Consider the following 17,151-nt stretch of genomic DNA (forward strand, 5'->3'; position numbering starts at 1 on the left):
TTTAAAACTCTTTGAGAAAAAATAAATTGGTACAAAACCTAGTGTCAAAATATACAAAACCTGCTGGCAAGCTACACTTTGAAAGGCATTTGAAGATCCTTTGAGAACCCCTTAAAAACTCTTTGAAAAAAAATGAATTGGTACAAAACCTAGTGGCAAAATATACAAAACCCGCTGGCAAGCTACACCGCTGACAAGCTACAGCTACAAGCTACAATACAACTGGCTGGGGAACTTGGATTCGAACCAAGATTGACGGAGTCAGAGTCCGCTGTTCTACCATTAAACTATTCCCCAATAAGCCAATTTTACCATTTCTAGCAGATTCTATAGTGTAGGCAAGTGCAAAAAATCTTTAGATTATCGATAATAAAGAGCGATAGGGATATCATTATAATCCCCGTAGTGGCGGTCTCAATATTTTAGCATATAGCAATAAGCGAATAAAAACATGTAAATAGAGCACACCGCGAATGGAGGCATCACAAACTCTTGTTGAAATATTCTCTAATAGGTATATGCCTGTCAGGCAACAGCTACTAAATCATGGAGAATTTATGAGTAATATTCCTACTTATCCTGTTACCCCAAACCTACAGTTGGTATACGTTTCAAACATAGAGTACTCTACGGCTTTTTACAAATTCATCTTCAAGAAAGAACCTGTGTTTACCTCGCCACGCTATGTTGCATTTGCTTCTTCGGGGGACGCTCTCTTTGCTCTCTGGTCTGGGGGCGATACGCCTGAGGAAAATGCACCTCGTTTTTCAGAAATCGGCATTATGTTGCCTACTGGAGAGGACGTAGATAAGCTCTATGCGGAATGGAAAGAGCAAACCACTGTTGAGATAAATGTTTTGAAGGAACCGTATACTGATGTATTTGGACGTACCTTTCTAATCAAAGATCCGGACGGACACATTATTCGTGTTTGTCCACTGGATTAAAAAGCCTGAGATCCGATCTTTAATCGTCTGAATTATAATACCTGAATTATAATAATTGTCTGTTTCCAAAACCTATAAGCTATGTATGCTAAGAGGCTTACTTACGACGTGTGGCTTATCCGTTCGGTGCTGTTCCACTATATTCAGCCCCACAACCTGCCTGTTTCCACAGGCGGTCTAATTGGCTTGGACATCAGTCGGCGTTATTGCATGGCCAGTGATCAGTACTTGTAAAATCATAGAAGCTATCCCTCATCGCACTTATATTGAGCCTTTTATTGGAATGGGAGGAATATTTTTTACAAGGAAATTGATATCTTTATGAAGTTAAAAAGGTTTTGTACATAAAAACTAATAAAATCAATATATTAAGTGTAGTTATTTTGTATGAATCCACTTAAGAATCCATACTTTTATGCATGTTTGAATTGATCATTTTTTATATAAAATTGCCATGGATGTATAGACTATAAAAAGCAAATCATGATGCAAATACTATAACGCATGGGTGCATTCAAATGAAATGAAAAGCGGTTATCATTCATAACGTATCATAAATTTTATGATACGTTTTTATCACAGCACAAATCACATTGTTTTAAATTTCAGTCGTTTGGAATTATCGATAACATAAATTGCATACGTTTAAGAATGGATGTGTTTTGCTCTTTATTTGAGTGTAACCTTAAAAGGAATAATCGTTTGAAACTATCATAAGCTTATAGATTTAGTTCATAAAGATTGCATAAAAGGATTTAAAGACAAGATCATTTTTAAAAACACTTACTAAAAATTAGTAAATGATAGGCAGGCATTATATAGATACTATCATCACAATATAGAATGAAAATCACAATGTTATGTCTTATGAAATTGAAAGCATTTCAATGATATAATGCAAGCAAGCGAGAAAAAAACGTTTTAAAAGTTACATTAAAAATACGAAACCAAATGAGCTCCCCCCAAATTTGGGGGGCACCTATTGAAAAAAAGATGAGGCAGCAAAATTCAAAACCATTGTAACATCTAAGGTATGGGATTTTATTCAATTTTGAGTCAAAAGCTATAATGTTTAAAGATGGCTATTCTAAAGATAATGCCTCCAAAATTGGATTGGTTAATTTTGCCAACTCAAATTTGAGCTGGTTAATTTGCAAAGAAGTTACATTTGAGTGCAAAATGAAAAAATGCTTATGAAAGCCTTATTGAGAAGACATTCATTTAAGATGCATTTTCTTTTGATTGGATTGATAAAGTTACCAAGCGTTTATAGATTCTATAATGCTAATGAATGATATCAAAATCATAGCGATCATTTACGTTTCTTTTGATAAGTTTTCATATTTCTAAATAGAGCACTTGCAATATGATACGTTTTGTATATATGAATTTATTACTCCATTGTGGATGATTCATTTGAATCTTATAATCAATATCTGAAAGCCGCGTCATATCATTTGGCTCGGCTTTCTTTTTTGAATTCTCTCTTTAGATAGGTTTATAGCTATTAGATAAGGCTTTCCCATAAACAGAGCCAGATATACGTGTATTACTATGGAAAGGATTTATTTGCGAGAGGATTACCAGACAATGTTTGCTTTGCTTGCGCAAGAGAAAAATTCTTCTTTCTCAATGATGTGCCTCAGATCCGAAAAATCTTTAGCCAATTTAAAAAAAGAGGTTGGTACATCTTATACATGTGGTTCAAAGAATCCGCACCGGCTCAAGAGCTTATCATCTCAAATTGCGATTTTTAGAGGAAGAGAAAAATATGCATTAAAGGGATTTTAAATGACCCTTGAAAGTTTTTGCAGATCCTTTGAAAAAAATAAATTGATGCAAAACCTGCTTTCAAATTATACAAAACCCGATGACAAGCTACAATCATTAAAGACTGGCTGGGGAACTTGGATTCGAACCAAGATTGACGAAGTCAAAGTCCGCTGTTCTACCATTAAACTATTCCCCAATAAGCCAATTTTATTATCCCTAGCAGATTCTATAGTGCATGCAAGCGCAAAAAATCTTTATGATTATCGATAATAAAGAGCGATAGGGATGTCATTAATTGTTTTGATTTGAATATCGACATCATAAATGTCTTTAAGAATTTTTGGTTGCATAATTTCTTTTGGAGTCCCACAATAGGCCGCTTTCCCATTTTTCAATGCAACGATCATATCTGAATAAGATGAGGCAAAATTAATATCGTGCATAACAATAAGAATGGTTTTTTTCAGTTCATCAGCTGTGCGGCGTAATTGCTTCATCATAGAAACGGCATGTTTCATATCCAGATTGTTTAATGGTTCATCTAAGAGAAGATAATCAGTGTCTTGGCAGATAACCATTGCTATAAAAGCGCGTTGACGCTGACCGCCAGAAAGCTCATCTAAAAAACGGTCTTTTAAATCTTGTAAGCCGAGATAGCGTAGTGCACTGTCGATAAATTGTTTATCTTCATGTGTATACCAGCCTTTTGAATAAGGATAGCGTCCGAAACTCACTAAATCGTACACGGTTAAGCGAAAAGACAAAGGATTTTCTTGACGCAGAATTGAGAGTTTTTGAGCCAAAATATCGAGGGGCATTTTATCAATATCAAAGCCGTCGATATGAATTGTCCCATTATGGTGTGGCAAAAGACGTCTTATCAGCATTAAAAGAGTGGACTTTCCGGAACCATTGGGCCCAATGAGAGAAATAATCCCCCCTTTTGGAAGATGAAGGCATAAATTATCGATAATCAATCGTGCTCCGTAAGCTTTGGAAAGATGATTGATCTCAATCATTTTAGTTTTCCCTTCATCAGTAACATTAAGAAAACAATTCCCCCACAAAACTCAATGATAAAACTTAAACGCCCTGCCATATGAAAAATTTGTTCTAAAATAAATTGTCCCCCCACCAGACAAATAATAGCCAATAATATTGCAATTGGAACAACAATACTGTGTTTTGCTTTAGGAGAAAGTTCATAGGAAAGGTTGGCAACTAACAGTCCAAAAAAGGTGACGGGTCCTACCAATGCGGTGGAAATGGATACGAGAATGGAAACAAAAATAAGGACAGCTGTCGCACTTTTGTGGTAATTAACGCCAAGATTGAGGGCATTTTCACGTCCTAAAGCCAAGATATCAAGAAGATGACGGGAATGCCATCCAATCAGACTCACAATGAGGACAATGATTGTGGCAAAGCTTATTAACGGTGTATTGAATTTATTAAAATTTGCAAACATAATATCGGTTAAATTCATCATTTGGTCTGGATTTAGTTGCAATTGCATAAACATCCGTAAACTGAAAAAAAATCCGCCTAAAACAACACCGATTAAAAGCGTCAAATGAAGCCCTTTTAGGCTTCCTGAAAAGAGCCAGCGAAAAAGGCTTATTGAAAAAAGGATAAGAATGAGGGCTTCAAGAACAAGCTGTCCTTCTTCATTCAAAAAGGGCAAAGAAAGAGAGCCTACAAAATACATTAGGACAGTCTTTATTAAAATATAAAGCTGATCAAATCCCATAATTGAAGGGGTAAGAAGACGGTTATTAACGATTGTTTGAAATAAAACCGTGGAAACGCTTATTGCATAGGCAATAAGAAGCAGAGAGGAAAGTTTTGTAAGACGAAATTTCCATGTATAAACATTGATATTCCACGTCATGTAAAGACTAATGACAGTGCATGCTATGATGATAAGTGTTGTTAGTACACATATTGTTTTTCTTCTTCTATCCAAGACGCTTTCTCCAGCGTAAAAGCAGTATCATAAAAATAAAACTACCGATTACACCCATTATGGTGCTGATGGGAATTTCAAGAGAGGGATGAATGATTCGTCCTAAAAGATCACAAATCAAGACCAATCCTGCACCGCTGATGGCCACCCAAGGAGCGGTATAGCGCATATTATCTCCCATGAAACTTGAAACAATATTTGGAATAATCAACCCAACAAAAGGAATACGGCCAATGGTACACACAACAACAGCAGTGATTGAGGCGACAATAAAAAGACCAAAAAACATGACAACACGATAATTCAATCCAAGGTTATTGGTTAAATCTTCTCCCAAACTTGCAACCGTAAAGCGATCAGCAGTACAATAGGCCAGAATACAAAGGGGAAGAGATAGCCATAAGAGTTCATATTTTCCTTCAAGAACCATCGAAAAACTGCCAAATAAGTAAGCTTGAAGAGAAGGAAGTAACATTTCATAATCTGCAATGGCATTGGTTAAAGAGCCAATAATATAGCTTAGCATAATCCCTGTAAGAGGTACAATGAGAGCAGATTTTAGAGGAATGCGTTGCAATAAAAACATAAAAAGTAAAGTGCCTACCATGGCAAAAATTGTCGCAACGACCATTTTTCCTAAAACAGGAATATTGGGCCAAAAAATCATAATAAAAAGAATGCCAAGGGAAGCAGATTCAATGGTTCCAGTGGTTGATGGTTCGACAAAGCGATTGCGTGTTAATAGTTGCATAATCATGCCTGAAAGTGCAAGTGCTGCGCCTACTAAAAGGATTGCAATGGTACGAGGAAGACGTGTTTGCCAAAAAATAAGCCACGCATGGGGATCGGCTGCGAAAAGGTTAGAAGGTGTGACATCAGAATAACCAACAAAAATGCTGAGGATAGACAGGAAAATTAAAAGTGTTATGGTTATCCAGTAATTCTTCACGTTAAATCATTTTCTCTTAAAACTTAATAAAAAAACAAAGGTTGTTTCATAAACAACCCCTGCTTTTAAATTTTATTCATATAGCAATCAAGCTCTTTCGTGCGCTTATTTGCTCTTTGTAAAGGCTTCATTGATTTGCTTAGCGGTTTCAATGAGTGCTGTTAAACCACCACTTGCACGATACCAGCTCCAAGAGTCCAAATAAATAATTTGGTTTTGTTTGCTCGCTTTTGTGCGGTGAACAAGCTCATTGTTGAGCAATTGTGCTGCGGATTGTCCTTCCCGTCCAATGGCTGCATCGCGATCAATCACTAACAACCAATCAGGATTGGTTTCAAGAATGAATTCAGGAGAAATGAGTTGTCCATGTTTTTGCACGGTAAGTTTATCGGTTGCAGGAGCAATTCCAAAAGCGGAGTGAAAAATATCGAAACGTGATTTTGGTCCGAAAGCACTGATTTTTCCACCAGAGGTCATGAGTATGAGCCCGGTGCCTTTTCCTTGGGTATTTTTACGGACTTCAGCAAAAGCTTCATTAATTTTTGCAATTTCCTTTTCTGCTTCTTGTGTTTTACCAAAAATTTTTCCAAGGATAGACACATTTCGTTTTATATCTTCAAGAGAATTTTCGTTTTCTACGGTTAGATCAATTGTTGGGGCTATTTTGGATAAGTCTTTATATTTTGCTTGAGTTCTGGAGGAAATAATAATCAAATCGGGTTGAAGAGTGGCAATTTTTTCATAATCTGGCTCAAAAACGGTTCCAATTCTTTCATATTTTGCATCGTCAAATTGTTGCAGATAGGAAGGTTTTTTTCCTTCAGGAAGGCCGATAACTGCTTGGATACCAAGGCGATTCATATTATCTAGCGAGGCAAGATCAAACACAACAACCTTTTGCGGAGAAGTGGGAACAGAAGTCGTGCCTGAAACATGATCAATTGTTATATTTGTCTGGGTACTCGTATTTGCAATACTCGTATGCGTCCACAAAATCGTTGCAAAACTAATTGCAACCAGTAAAACAGAAGTCATCCATTTCATATATTTTATCATCGTGATTTTATCCTTTTATCTAATATTACAAAGGTTTGCGCACTTAAAAACTTAACTTTGGTATTTTTATGCACAAAATGAAGCGTAAATAAATAACACTATGTTGTAAAGTTGACTGACATATGTTACAAACCGTTCACTTACCTCATTTTCACTTAATTCTAGTGTTTTTGCAACATTATTTAGAAAGTTTGACATATGATCAATGTATTTAAAAAGCGTACACGTTTGTACGCACTGACAACAAGTGCTTTCTTCTTTTTACAAGGTGTAGATGTTTCTATAGGGAGTAGTTTTTGGTCATTCTCAGGCCTAACTTCTTCATTGTCATCTATAATACCATCTTTGGGAAGTTCATCAAAATCTCCTACACCTAAAGTAGCAGAATTACCTGCAGCTCCTTTAGCACAAGTCGCTAGTGGTGACGTTGGCGGTGTCCCTGGCGGTGGCGCTGGTGTCTCTAGCAGCGCTGGTGGACTTGGTGGCGCTGGTGTTCCTGGTGGTGTCCCTAGTGTTGGCGTTGGCGGTGTCCCTGGTTCTGTGCAACAGGGTTCTTTAGTAGAATCAATTCCAGCATTGTTACCACCTTGTTCTTCGGCCAAAGAATCTCTGTCTAGAGCGTCTATTTTCTGTGATGATGGTGCTACGCATACACTTGGACAAGGTGAAGGTAGTAGTAAAACTCCGCTTAAAGCAGGAAGGTATGATCGTGCTATATATGTAACAGGTCCTTTGCCTACAGTTATTAATGTATCTGAGATATCCGTGGTTGCTGAAGAAGGCACAGATATTAAGGTGGTTGAAAATAAAACTCTGTTTCAGGGTGAAGGTAGGGGCTCTGTATTTGCGGATGGTAAGTCTCAACTTGGCGCTGCGATTAATTTGAACGATACAGTGGTTGAAGGATTTGCTTATGGGCTTGGAGCTTCTAGTTATGGAAAGGTTGCTATGAATAGTGGTTCCCTTCACAGCCGTTATGTGAATGCTATGGCTTCAAAAGAAGGTGTGGTTCTTTTGGAAAATGCACGTGTTACAGCAGAGATAGTTGGTCTGTGGAGTGATGATAAATCTGTAATAGAGATGAAAAAAGGAACACTTTCTTTAGGAGATACAACGATAGGGGTTATCGCTTCAGAAATGGGAATTGTTCTATTGGAAGGTGTTAGCATTCAAAAAAATGTTTCTGAATTAAATGGGGCGGCACAGGTGAAGGAGAGGAGCGGAGAGCTGGTGCTGCCGGAAGATTCTGATAGAGATGATTCTTCTCAAGATGTTGGGCGCATTGCTTTGCTATCACGTGACGGTTATATTTCGTTTAAAGATGGGAATTTTGATGTTTCTGATAGTATTTTTTTGCAGATTGGTCCAAATATTGCGAGCAACATTGTACGAAATATGCAAGAAAATATAAACACTTATTTTGAGTTTGAAGATGAAGATGAAGATGAAAATAGGGAGGAGTATCTTCCTGTTTATTTGCGTTCTTCCCATCGTTCTTCCAATATTTTTCCCAAAGCTTTTAGTGATATTTTTTCTTCTGTTTATAAGGCTAGAATACAGAAAGAGAGTGCTCTTGGCATTGATCCATTCTCTAATTTCTTGAATTTAAATGCTGTTATAAAATCTTCATCTATTAAGGTTCCAGGTAAAAAGTCTTATGGTATAGACTTTGATCGTCGGGCTAATGGGATACAGTCTGAGGACCCTGTGCCACATGGGGTTCTTTTAGAAAAGACTTCTCTCACAGTTCCAGAGGGTGTCGCTATTTACGGTGATGGTTTGAAAGGTTACGTTTTTTTACAAGATGGATCGGAAGTTTCGGGTTCTCTTTTGTTGAAAGCTAAAAAATCTGATTTATCCGTTTTTGCTAACAAATCTATCATTTCAGGTGCTACTCGTTTTGATGATAAATCTCATGCTGAGCTTTTTTTATCCAATGGAGCAGAATGGCGGGTAAAAAAAAGTTCCTATGAAGATTCAGAAGATGCCGATCAGCATTGTATAGATTCATGTATTTCATCTGTGAGTCTTCAAGATAGTGCTATTGAATTTTTTACTTCAATAAAAAATTTAAATAGTGCGGGTTCTAATGGTGGAAAGGCTGTTACTGAATATCAAATTCTTCGCATCGGAAAAGGAAAGGGTACTGTTTACAGTGCTAAGGGGACTTCTACAATTCAGTTCAATGTAGATGTATCTGGTAAGGCCGTAGATGTATCTGGTAAGGTTGTTGGTCGAAATTCTGATAGACTATTGATTCATGGTGATGTTTCTGGACAAACTAAGGTAAAGGTGAAGGCACAAGGAGTAGGTTGGGGTGGTAGCAGTAACAATAAGGGATATAGTATTTCACTTATTCAAGTTTTCGGAAGGGCAGAAGAAAGCTCTTTTAGTTTAAATGATGATTATGTTACGCTCGGAACTCCTTATCAGTATGTTCTTCGTGCTTATGGTCCAACTATTCCTTCGAAAATGCAGTATTTCGATAAGGCTTTAGTTGCGGGCAGTAAAGATGTTTGGGATTTTCGTTTAGAAGATAAAAATTTGCCCTATGAGCGTAGTTCTCTTTTTGTCTCAGGTGGCAATAGGGGGAGGGCGGGAGTAAATACTCCTTCCGTGCCATCTCGTGAAATTGTGGGAAGTGAGGTAGATAATTCTTCTGTAGGATCAAATCTTCCATCTGAAACTTCTGAATCTAGACCACCTAATCAAGTTATTACTTCTAATACGAATGGGAACCCCGCATTACTTGGGAGATCTGATACAAGTGATGTAAGTCATGAAGAGGCTGGAAATGAGCCCTCTACAATATCAGATCCTTTATCTCCTTCTCTACATACCCTGACAACTGAAGAGACTGTTGATGGAAGTGAAAGAAGGGAACCGAATCCTTATATTTTGGGGGGAACTTTCAGTTATGATGAAGAACTGGTAACAAGTGATGGAAGTACAGGTATTTATCTTCTTGCTGTTGATGGAAGTGAAGATCCTAGACAGAATGCAAATGAAGTAGGATATACTATAGTAGGTTACGGTGATTCTGATACAGTTGGTGTGAATTCTGGGATTCATAGAACTGAGACAGGTGATGAAGGTCATATAGACGGTGGATATGAAGGATACGATGATGTAGAGAGTGAAGCATCTGAAGCTGTAATGTCTATTCCTACTCCGTCTCCTGTTGCTTCTACTGTATCTGAGGGGGGCGCATCTACTGATCAGGGGGTGGGTAGAACATCTGAAGCTGTGACGTCTCTTCCTTCTTCTGCTACGTCTTCTGTTACTTCTGCTGTATCTGAGGGGGGCACATCTACTGATCAGGGGGTGGGTAGAACATCTGAAGCTGTGACGTCTCTTCCTTCTTCTGCTACGTCTTCTGTTACTTCTGCTGTATCTGAGGGGGGAGCATCTACTGATCAGGGGGTGGGTAGAACATCTGAAGCTGTGACGTCTCTTCCTTCTTCTACTACGTCTCCTGTTACTCCTACTGTATCTGAGGAGAGGACATCTACTAATCCTGCAAGATCTGGGCATAACGTATATACTGTTTCGTCCAATTCATCTCCTTCATCTAGAGGTAGAAGTTCGTTAAATTTAATACCTTCAGGAGCTAATTCACTTGGGAGATCTGATCCAGATAGGGTTTCAGTGATATCGACAGATGGGATTTCTGTATCATCTGGGCATACTATATCGAATAAGCTTTCATCTATAAAATCAGAAGCTTCCATAAAGCCTTCTTCTGAGGTTTCTGAGAAATCTTCTACACCTCCTAATGGATCTGTTGGACGTATTGTTCCGCCTAATAGTATTGGTAAGGAAATGATTTCTTCTACATGTGATGATATGAATAATGGAGAGAAGGGATCGCGGACTATTTATTTGTGTAGAGATGGTAAATCGCGGATAATAACAGGGAAGACACTGAAGGCAAGTGAGAAAACTCAGCATTCTATGCATGCAGTAAATCCAAATACAGTTATCAAGCTAGAGGGTACTACTATTAGTGGTGCGGATTCTTCAGATAGTAAAGATAATTTTGGTGTTACTCCATCAAAACTCGTGAGTGCTGTGCTTGCAGAAGAGGGGGCAGAAGTTGTTTTGGATAATAAATCAACAATTACCTCTTCTATGATTGGGCTTGAAGCTAAAAGTGGCGGAAAAGTTAAGATGATTGGTGGAACAGTAGATGCGCTTTATGTGGGTGCTTTGGCAGGTTCTGGATCATCTGTTAATTTGAAGGATATGAAGATTAACGTAACGGGGGATTTAGCTATGGCTGGTCTGGTAAGTCAGGCTGGTAAGGTGTCTATGGACTCTGGGGCTATTACTTTGGAAAAGGGAGTGGCTGTGAGGTCAGAAGCTGGGGGAAGCGTTGAGTTAGACAAAGTTAATATTACTGCGAAAAAAGGACAGGGTAAGTTAGATTCTGTAGATAACTTTGGGCGTGCAGCTTTTCTGGTGAGGGATAATGCTTCTGTTGATTTTAAGAATGGAAATGTTGTTACTGATGCCCATGCTGTGTGGGTTATGAAGAGTGGGGATGCTGTTGAGACCGGCTCTTCTAGGAGAAGGAGATCTTCTGACATTCGTCCTACTATGAATCACGTAAATATCGAGTCTTCTACTGTTAAAGTGGAAGGTGACGGAGTCTACGGCATATATTTTGATGGGGGAACACAGAAGGAAGCGAGACAACAAAATCGAAGTAAGGATTTAGCAACTGAGCAAACAAGTGTTGTTAAGCGGAGCGCTGTATCCAAACAGGAGAATGCAACTATAGGCGTAACGGGGGCAATTTCATTGAAAAAAACTGATTTTGAAGTTGCAAATGGTATAGCTATCTATGGTAATAATTCTGGTGGTCGTGTTTCATTAGAAAATAAAACAACCCTTGCTGGTGACTTGTTATTAAAAGCCGAGAATGATTCCAATATATCGGTTTCTGTTGATAATTCTATTGTTACAGGCGGTGTTCGCGTTGATAAAAATTCTTATGCAAAATTAGACTTGGCTAATAGTTCACAGTGGATTCTAAAAAGAAGTGCACAGAGGAATTTGGGGACTCTAGATTCAGGATGTGTGGATTCATGCATTTCTTCTGTAAGTCTTGTAAATAGTGCTATTGATTTTGCACCTTCGGAATCTGAAGGAAAATATCAGACTCTCCATATTGGAAATGGGAAAGGAACTATTTATGCGGCACAGGGTAATACTGTAATTCATCTCAATGCACGTTTAAATCCTCGTGATCCGAGTGATCAGCAAGTCACTGATCGGCTTGTCATTCATGGTGATGTTTCTGGAAAAACAAAAATACATGTACGAGGTGATGCGGGCAATGTAGGAGATGGTAAAGCGAATGCCAAGATTGCTCATACTGTTTCAATTATTCAGGTCTATGGTCAAGCGAAGAAAGACTCTTTCCAACTCGATGGCAATTATGTTGCACTGAGAAACTCACCTTACAAATACACCCTTCGTGCTTATGCTCCAGAAGCGACTTCGAAACAGGAGCATGTTCAGCAGAAATTTGTTAAGGAAGGTGGAGAATTTTGGAATTTCCGTTTAGAAAATCAGTATGTTAAGTCTGTTGGATCTGCTGCCCTTCCTGAACAATTTGTAAGGTCTGTTGTTCCACAGGTTCCAACTTATCTCAGCTTGCCTAATAGTGTATTCCACGCTGGTTTGATGGATATTAGCAATCAAAATAAGCAATTGGAGACGTTGCGGATGACTTCTACAGGAATGGTAGAGGTTCGTGAAAATCCTGCTTTATACTTGCGCGGCTATGGTGGAAGTTACCGTTATGCTTCAGATCTGTCCGCACTTGAATATGGTTATGACGGCGATCTTAGTTATAATGGTGTAGAGGCGGGTGTTCTGCTGCAAACTATTGAAAATACCGACAATGCTATATCCTTTGGCGTTATGGGAACTTATGGAAAACTTTCTTTGCAGCCTGTGAATGTTGAGTACAGTCAGAAGAGTGCATTTGATAAATGGACTGCTACGGTATATGGTAGCATGCAGCATAATGTTGGCTTCTATGTCGACGGTCTTTTATCCTATGGTCTGTTCAAAGGTGATGTTCTCACCCTTGCACGGGGTAAAACAGCAACATTAAAAGGTAATCCTTTGAGTGTTTCTTTAGCTGGTGGTCAGACAATTGCGACAGGATATAAGGGCTTTGTCTTTGATCCGCAGGTTCAGGTTGTGTATCAACATCTCCAGTTTAATAAAGCTCGTGATATTGACAATTTTGATATTGAAATGGGTAACCTTAATCAGTGGGTAGCACGTGTTGGTGGACGCTTAACCAAGATTCCTACAGGTTCTGAAGGCGTGAATGCTATTGCTTTCTATGGTAAGCTTTATCTTGCTCATGGTTTTGAAGGAAAACAGTCTGTGCATTTCAATGATGCTTTCAAGTTAGGAGCTTTTGGTTCTTCTCTAGAGGCTGGATTAGGTTTTAATGCCAAATTGTTGCCACAGTTCTCTCTGCATGCTGATATTCTCTATCAACATAAGCTTAATAAGGCTGGTTTTTCGGGAACAAGTTTTTCCGGAGGAGTACGTTATCAGTTTTAATATAAGGTACACTATGTACCTTTTTAGAAAAGGCAGCACATTGTGCTGCCTTTTTTCTTTATAACAACTTGTGTTATTCTTAAAAAATCTCGTCTTCTTTATTAAGCAAAAAAGACATAGTTTGTTTTATGCATGAGAGCACTTTTCTCCACTAAAGCGAATTTTCTTAAAATTTATGCTGCTACTGATGCGATAGAGTGCCTCGCTTTTATCGGCTTTTTAAGCGTTCAGCAGACCGGTATGCGTTACGTTATCCTTTTTAGTACTGTATTGATATTATCTAATATAATATTTGATGTTTTCTAAAGCTCGTTTTTGAGAGTTTGTTTTCTACTGATTTAAGTCATTGTTTCATTCATCTCCTTGTGGATTAATTTTTAAAAATCACAAGGTTTGATTGTGTTTTTAATTAATTGCACGCACTGGTTTTATTTTTTCTTTACACGAAATACAGAATGCATTATACACTCATAAAGTGTGTTTTTGTAATTGTTCTCTTATAGGTGGTTTTGGCGTAGAGCTTTTGCCAAATTTATTGGGATAATTCATTACACAGTTCAGATGAGCATGAGGCATGTTCTTTTGTTACACTTTTCGTATTTTTGAGGTGTGCAATGGGGTGTTTTGTAAGTGCTTTTGTTTTTAATGAGAGGGGAAGGAAAGTTTCGAGGGAACTATGATTAAAGTTTTTAGAAATCATGTATGTTTATGTGCTTGTACAACAGCTATCCTCTCTTTGCTTCAAAATGGAAGAGAAGTGTATGCGGCTGCAGAGGGGAAGGATAGTAAACCTTATGTTATAAAGGTTATTCCAGTTGTCTCTGCTAATTCTTCTTCTCATCTTAGCGGGAGTAATAAGCATAAGCTTTCTGGAGAGAGTGGGGATAATTATTACCCTTCTAATATGATTAATGTTGGCAATAACGATGAGGGTATTCGTGGAGGAAATGATTATCGTCAGCTTAGTGGAGTGGAGGGATGGAATGGACATAAGGATAATGTAAATAACTCTGTTAAAGATGCAGACTCTGATGGAAGAGGAGTGAATCCTGGGTTTTATTACCATAGTGGGTTGTATTATGTATGTGATAATTGTGGGATAGATCCTAAAATTGATAATAAATCTTATACAATTACGAAAGAGAACTTTTCCAACTATCCTGTTGATCCTACTGCTATAACGGTGAAACGGATAGGGACCAGAGTTTATGGAGAGAATGTAACTGTTAGCAGTGAAGTTTCTGATAAATCTTTTTTGCGTGGTGTGGCTGTATCAGATGATGGAAAGATTGTTTTGAAAAAACCGACGCTTCAAAATACAAAGTTAGCTCTTTTCGCTCATAATGGGATAATTGAGATAAAGCAGGGGATTATAGAGGACAGTGATAGGGCTGTTGAAGCCGTGGGGAATTCATTGGTTATTTTAAAGGATACAAAAGTTAATACGCGTGATGGGAAGGTAAGTCTTTCCAGTTATAGCGGTGCAGATATCTGGGTGGAAGGTGGGGAGGTTAACTATACCAACAGTCATGGGATTTCTGCGATGTTGGGAGGCACGGTGATTCTCGATGGTGTTACTCTTACTGGAAAGGGACACAAAGACAAAAATGATGCAGCTTTTTTAATGGATGAAGGGGGACGTGTTGAGTTTACAGGGGGGACTATTAAGGTTGAGGATGCACATGGTATATTATTAGAAAATCCCGTCAAGTCTTTTAGTGTTGTACCAGAACGTTCTGACTCAAAAGATGAAACTGAAGATTTATCGAATAACTTTTATGTGACCGAGGCTAATTTTAAGTCTTCTTCTGTTACAGTAAAGGGTGAGGGATCTTATGGTATCTATTTTCAGGGAGAGAAGCCATGGAGCGAAGATGGGGATAAAAAAGAGGAGATTTCATTAGAGGAAGAAAAAGCTCCACCACGATTGGAAGTTGTTAATTTGGATACAACAGAGTTTTCTGTTTTAGACGATACGGCTCTTTATGGTAAAAACGTTATTTCTGGTGCGGTGAGTTTGATGAAAAGTACTCTTCGTTCAGGGGATTTTTTATTAAGAGCTGAGAAAGGGGCTTCTATAACGGTTTTGGCTGATGGTTCTACCCTTGAAGGTCGTACTCACGTTGATAAAAATTCTAATGCTGAGCTTTATTTAGGAGGTCATTCTACATGGATTTTACCACAACAGGTGCAAAAAGATCAACATGAGCCTGCAAATATCTCTTCTATTTCACTCGTTAGTCTTATGGGTGATAGCTCTATTAATTTTAAAAGACATGAATCTTCTTCTGCTGATGATTATCAAAATCTTCGTATTGGAAAGGGAAAGGGTGAGGTTTATAGAGCACGGGAAGGTGCCTCTATTTCCCTTAATACATACCTGAATAGTGGTGGTGCTCTTAATCATCAAAAGACTGATCGTGTTTTAATTCATGGTGATGTTTCGGGAAAAACAAAGCTCCAAGTGCATGGAGTTGCAGGAAGTCCAGGAGGATATACCGGAAAGGGGGGGAATGCTGAAGGTATTTCAATCATTCAGGTTTCTGGAGAAGCAAAGCAAGATTCTTTTCAGTTGGAAGGTGGTTATATAGCACTAGATAAATTACCTTATCAGTATAAGCTTTATAGTTATGGTCCAGGATCTGAGTTTGGAAAAGCAAACATGGATCAGAGATTAGTTGAAGGGAGCGGAGATTTTTGGGATTTCCGCCTTGAAAGTAGGTCTATAGATTCTGATGTTCAACCTAAACCAGATCCTGCTCCTAAGCCAATTCCGGGACCAGAACCTTCTCCAGAACCAGCTCCGGAGCCCCATCCTCGTCCTAAGCCGGGCGTTAAGGCTGTTGTTCCGCAGGTTCCGACTTATCTCCTTTTGCCTAATGCTTTACGTCATATTGGTTTGATGAATGTTAACAATCAAAATAAGCGGTTAGAAGCTTTGCGAATTACTTCTGGGGGCTTATTAGAAAGTCGTGAAAACCCTCTCTTTTTTGTGAGCGGTTATGGCGGCAATCATCGTTATACTTCAAATCTTTCCGCGCTTGAATATGGTTATGGCGGCGAGTTTAATTATAATGCCATAGAGGCAGGCGTTTTGCTGAAAGCAATCGAAAATATGTATGGTTCCACTTCTTTTGGAATTATCGGGGCTTACGAGAGATTTTCTTTGCAACCTTTGAATGTTGAGCAGAGTCAAAAAAGTACATTTGATAAATGGTCAGTTACGGCATATGGTGGTATGCAGCATGATGCAGGTTTTTACGTTGATGGTCTTGTGTCTTACGGCTTGTTTAAAGGTGATGTTCTAACAACTGCACGGGGCAAGACGGCAACATTAAAGGGTTTCCCTTTAAGTGCTTCATTAACTGCTGGTAAAACGTTTATGGTGGGGGAGGACGGTTTTGTTTTTGATCCGCAAGTTCAGGTTGTTTATCAATATCTTCAATTTAATAAGGTGCGTGATGTGGACGGCTTTGATATTGATTTAGGAAAACTTCATCAGTGGGTAGGGCGTGTTGGAGGACGTTTAACAAAGAGGCTGGTTGCTACTGATGAGGCTCAGGTTGTTTCTTTCTATGGCAAGCTTCATCTTGCTCATGGTTTTGAAGGAAAACAATTTGTGCATTTTAAAGATGCTTTTCAGCTAGGTGCTTTTGGTTCTTCGTTAGAAACAGGATTAGGTTTTAATGCCCAATTATCTCAAAATTTTGCGCTTTACGGCGATTTGGTTTATCAGCACAAACTAACGAAAGCTGGTTTTTCTGGAACGAGTTTTTCAGGTGGATTGCGTTATCATTTCTAGTGTTGTTCCTGTTTTTGATTAATCTTTCAAAAAGCTACAAGTTATACTTGTGGCTTTTTCTCATTAT

Annotated in this window: 7 protein-coding genes, 2 tRNA genes and 2 pseudogenes; 5 read left to right on the forward strand and 6 right to left on the reverse strand. The window is 38.4% G+C overall.

Going from position 1 to position 17,151, the window contains the following annotated elements:
- Positions 1-223: 223 nt before the first annotated feature.
- Positions 224-297, reverse strand: a tRNA-Gln gene (locus tag ACFINZ_RS06110).
- Positions 298-557: 260 nt separating this feature from the next.
- On the opposite strand from ACFINZ_RS06110, the gene ACFINZ_RS06115 reads away from it, so the two are divergent.
- The 3 genes and pseudogenes from ACFINZ_RS06115 to ACFINZ_RS06125 form a co-directional block, all read left to right on the forward strand.
- A complete protein-coding gene (locus tag ACFINZ_RS06115) occupies positions 558-947 on the forward strand; it encodes a VOC family protein (RefSeq protein WP_375612407.1) in 390 nt (129 codons plus the stop codon).
- A 232-nt stretch (positions 948-1,179) separates the two neighbouring features.
- Positions 1,180-1,269: pseudogene (locus tag ACFINZ_RS06120) on the forward strand (DNA adenine methylase); the annotation flags it as partial.
- Positions 1,270-2,500: 1,231 nt separating this feature from the next.
- Positions 2,501-2,704: pseudogene (locus tag ACFINZ_RS06125) on the forward strand (DNA adenine methylase); the annotation flags it as partial.
- 138 nt (positions 2,705-2,842) lie between these two features.
- Here ACFINZ_RS06125 and ACFINZ_RS06130 read toward each other — a convergent pair.
- From ACFINZ_RS06130 to ACFINZ_RS06150, 5 genes are all read right to left on the reverse strand, one after another.
- Positions 2,843-2,916: transfer RNA gene (locus ACFINZ_RS06130), tRNA-Gln, on the reverse strand.
- A 64-nt stretch (positions 2,917-2,980) separates the two neighbouring features.
- Entirely contained in the window at positions 2,981-3,739 is a 759-nt protein-coding gene (locus ACFINZ_RS06135) for an ABC transporter ATP-binding protein (protein WP_375634197.1), read from the reverse strand.
- Complete coding sequence (locus ACFINZ_RS06140) at positions 3,736-4,686, reverse strand: iron chelate uptake ABC transporter family permease subunit (protein WP_375634195.1); 951 nt, start codon at positions 4,684-4,686, stop codon at positions 3,736-3,738. Before ACFINZ_RS06140 ends, ACFINZ_RS06135 begins: the two co-directional genes overlap by 4 nt.
- On the reverse strand, positions 4,679-5,635 hold the full coding sequence (locus ACFINZ_RS06145) for an ABC transporter permease (protein ID WP_375634191.1): 957 nt from the start codon (positions 5,633-5,635) through the stop codon (positions 4,679-4,681). Before ACFINZ_RS06145 ends, ACFINZ_RS06140 begins: the two co-directional genes overlap by 8 nt.
- Positions 5,636-5,740: 105 nt before the next feature.
- A complete protein-coding gene (locus ACFINZ_RS06150) occupies positions 5,741-6,691 on the reverse strand; it encodes a siderophore ABC transporter substrate-binding protein (RefSeq protein ID WP_375636991.1) in 951 nt (316 codons plus the stop codon).
- Between the two features lie 198 nt (positions 6,692-6,889).
- Here ACFINZ_RS06150 and ACFINZ_RS06155 point away from each other — a divergent pair, with 198 nt between their 5' ends.
- Together ACFINZ_RS06155 and ACFINZ_RS06160 are read left to right on the forward strand one after the other, a co-directional pair.
- Positions 6,890-13,282, forward strand: coding sequence for an autotransporter outer membrane beta-barrel domain-containing protein (locus tag ACFINZ_RS06155; protein WP_375701233.1), 6,393 nt, complete (start codon positions 6,890-6,892; stop codon positions 13,280-13,282).
- A 676-nt stretch (positions 13,283-13,958) separates the two neighbouring features.
- Positions 13,959-17,084 carry an autotransporter outer membrane beta-barrel domain-containing protein gene (locus tag ACFINZ_RS06160; protein WP_375701234.1) on the forward strand — a complete coding sequence of 1,042 codons (3,126 nt, stop codon included), beginning with the start codon at positions 13,959-13,961 and terminating at the stop codon, positions 17,082-17,084.
- The last annotated feature ends 67 nt before the right edge of the window (positions 17,085-17,151 follow it).

It is taken from the genome of Bartonella sp. AA81SXKL, from assembly GCF_042196945.1.
Taxonomy (GTDB): domain Bacteria; phylum Pseudomonadota; class Alphaproteobacteria; order Rhizobiales; family Rhizobiaceae; genus Bartonella.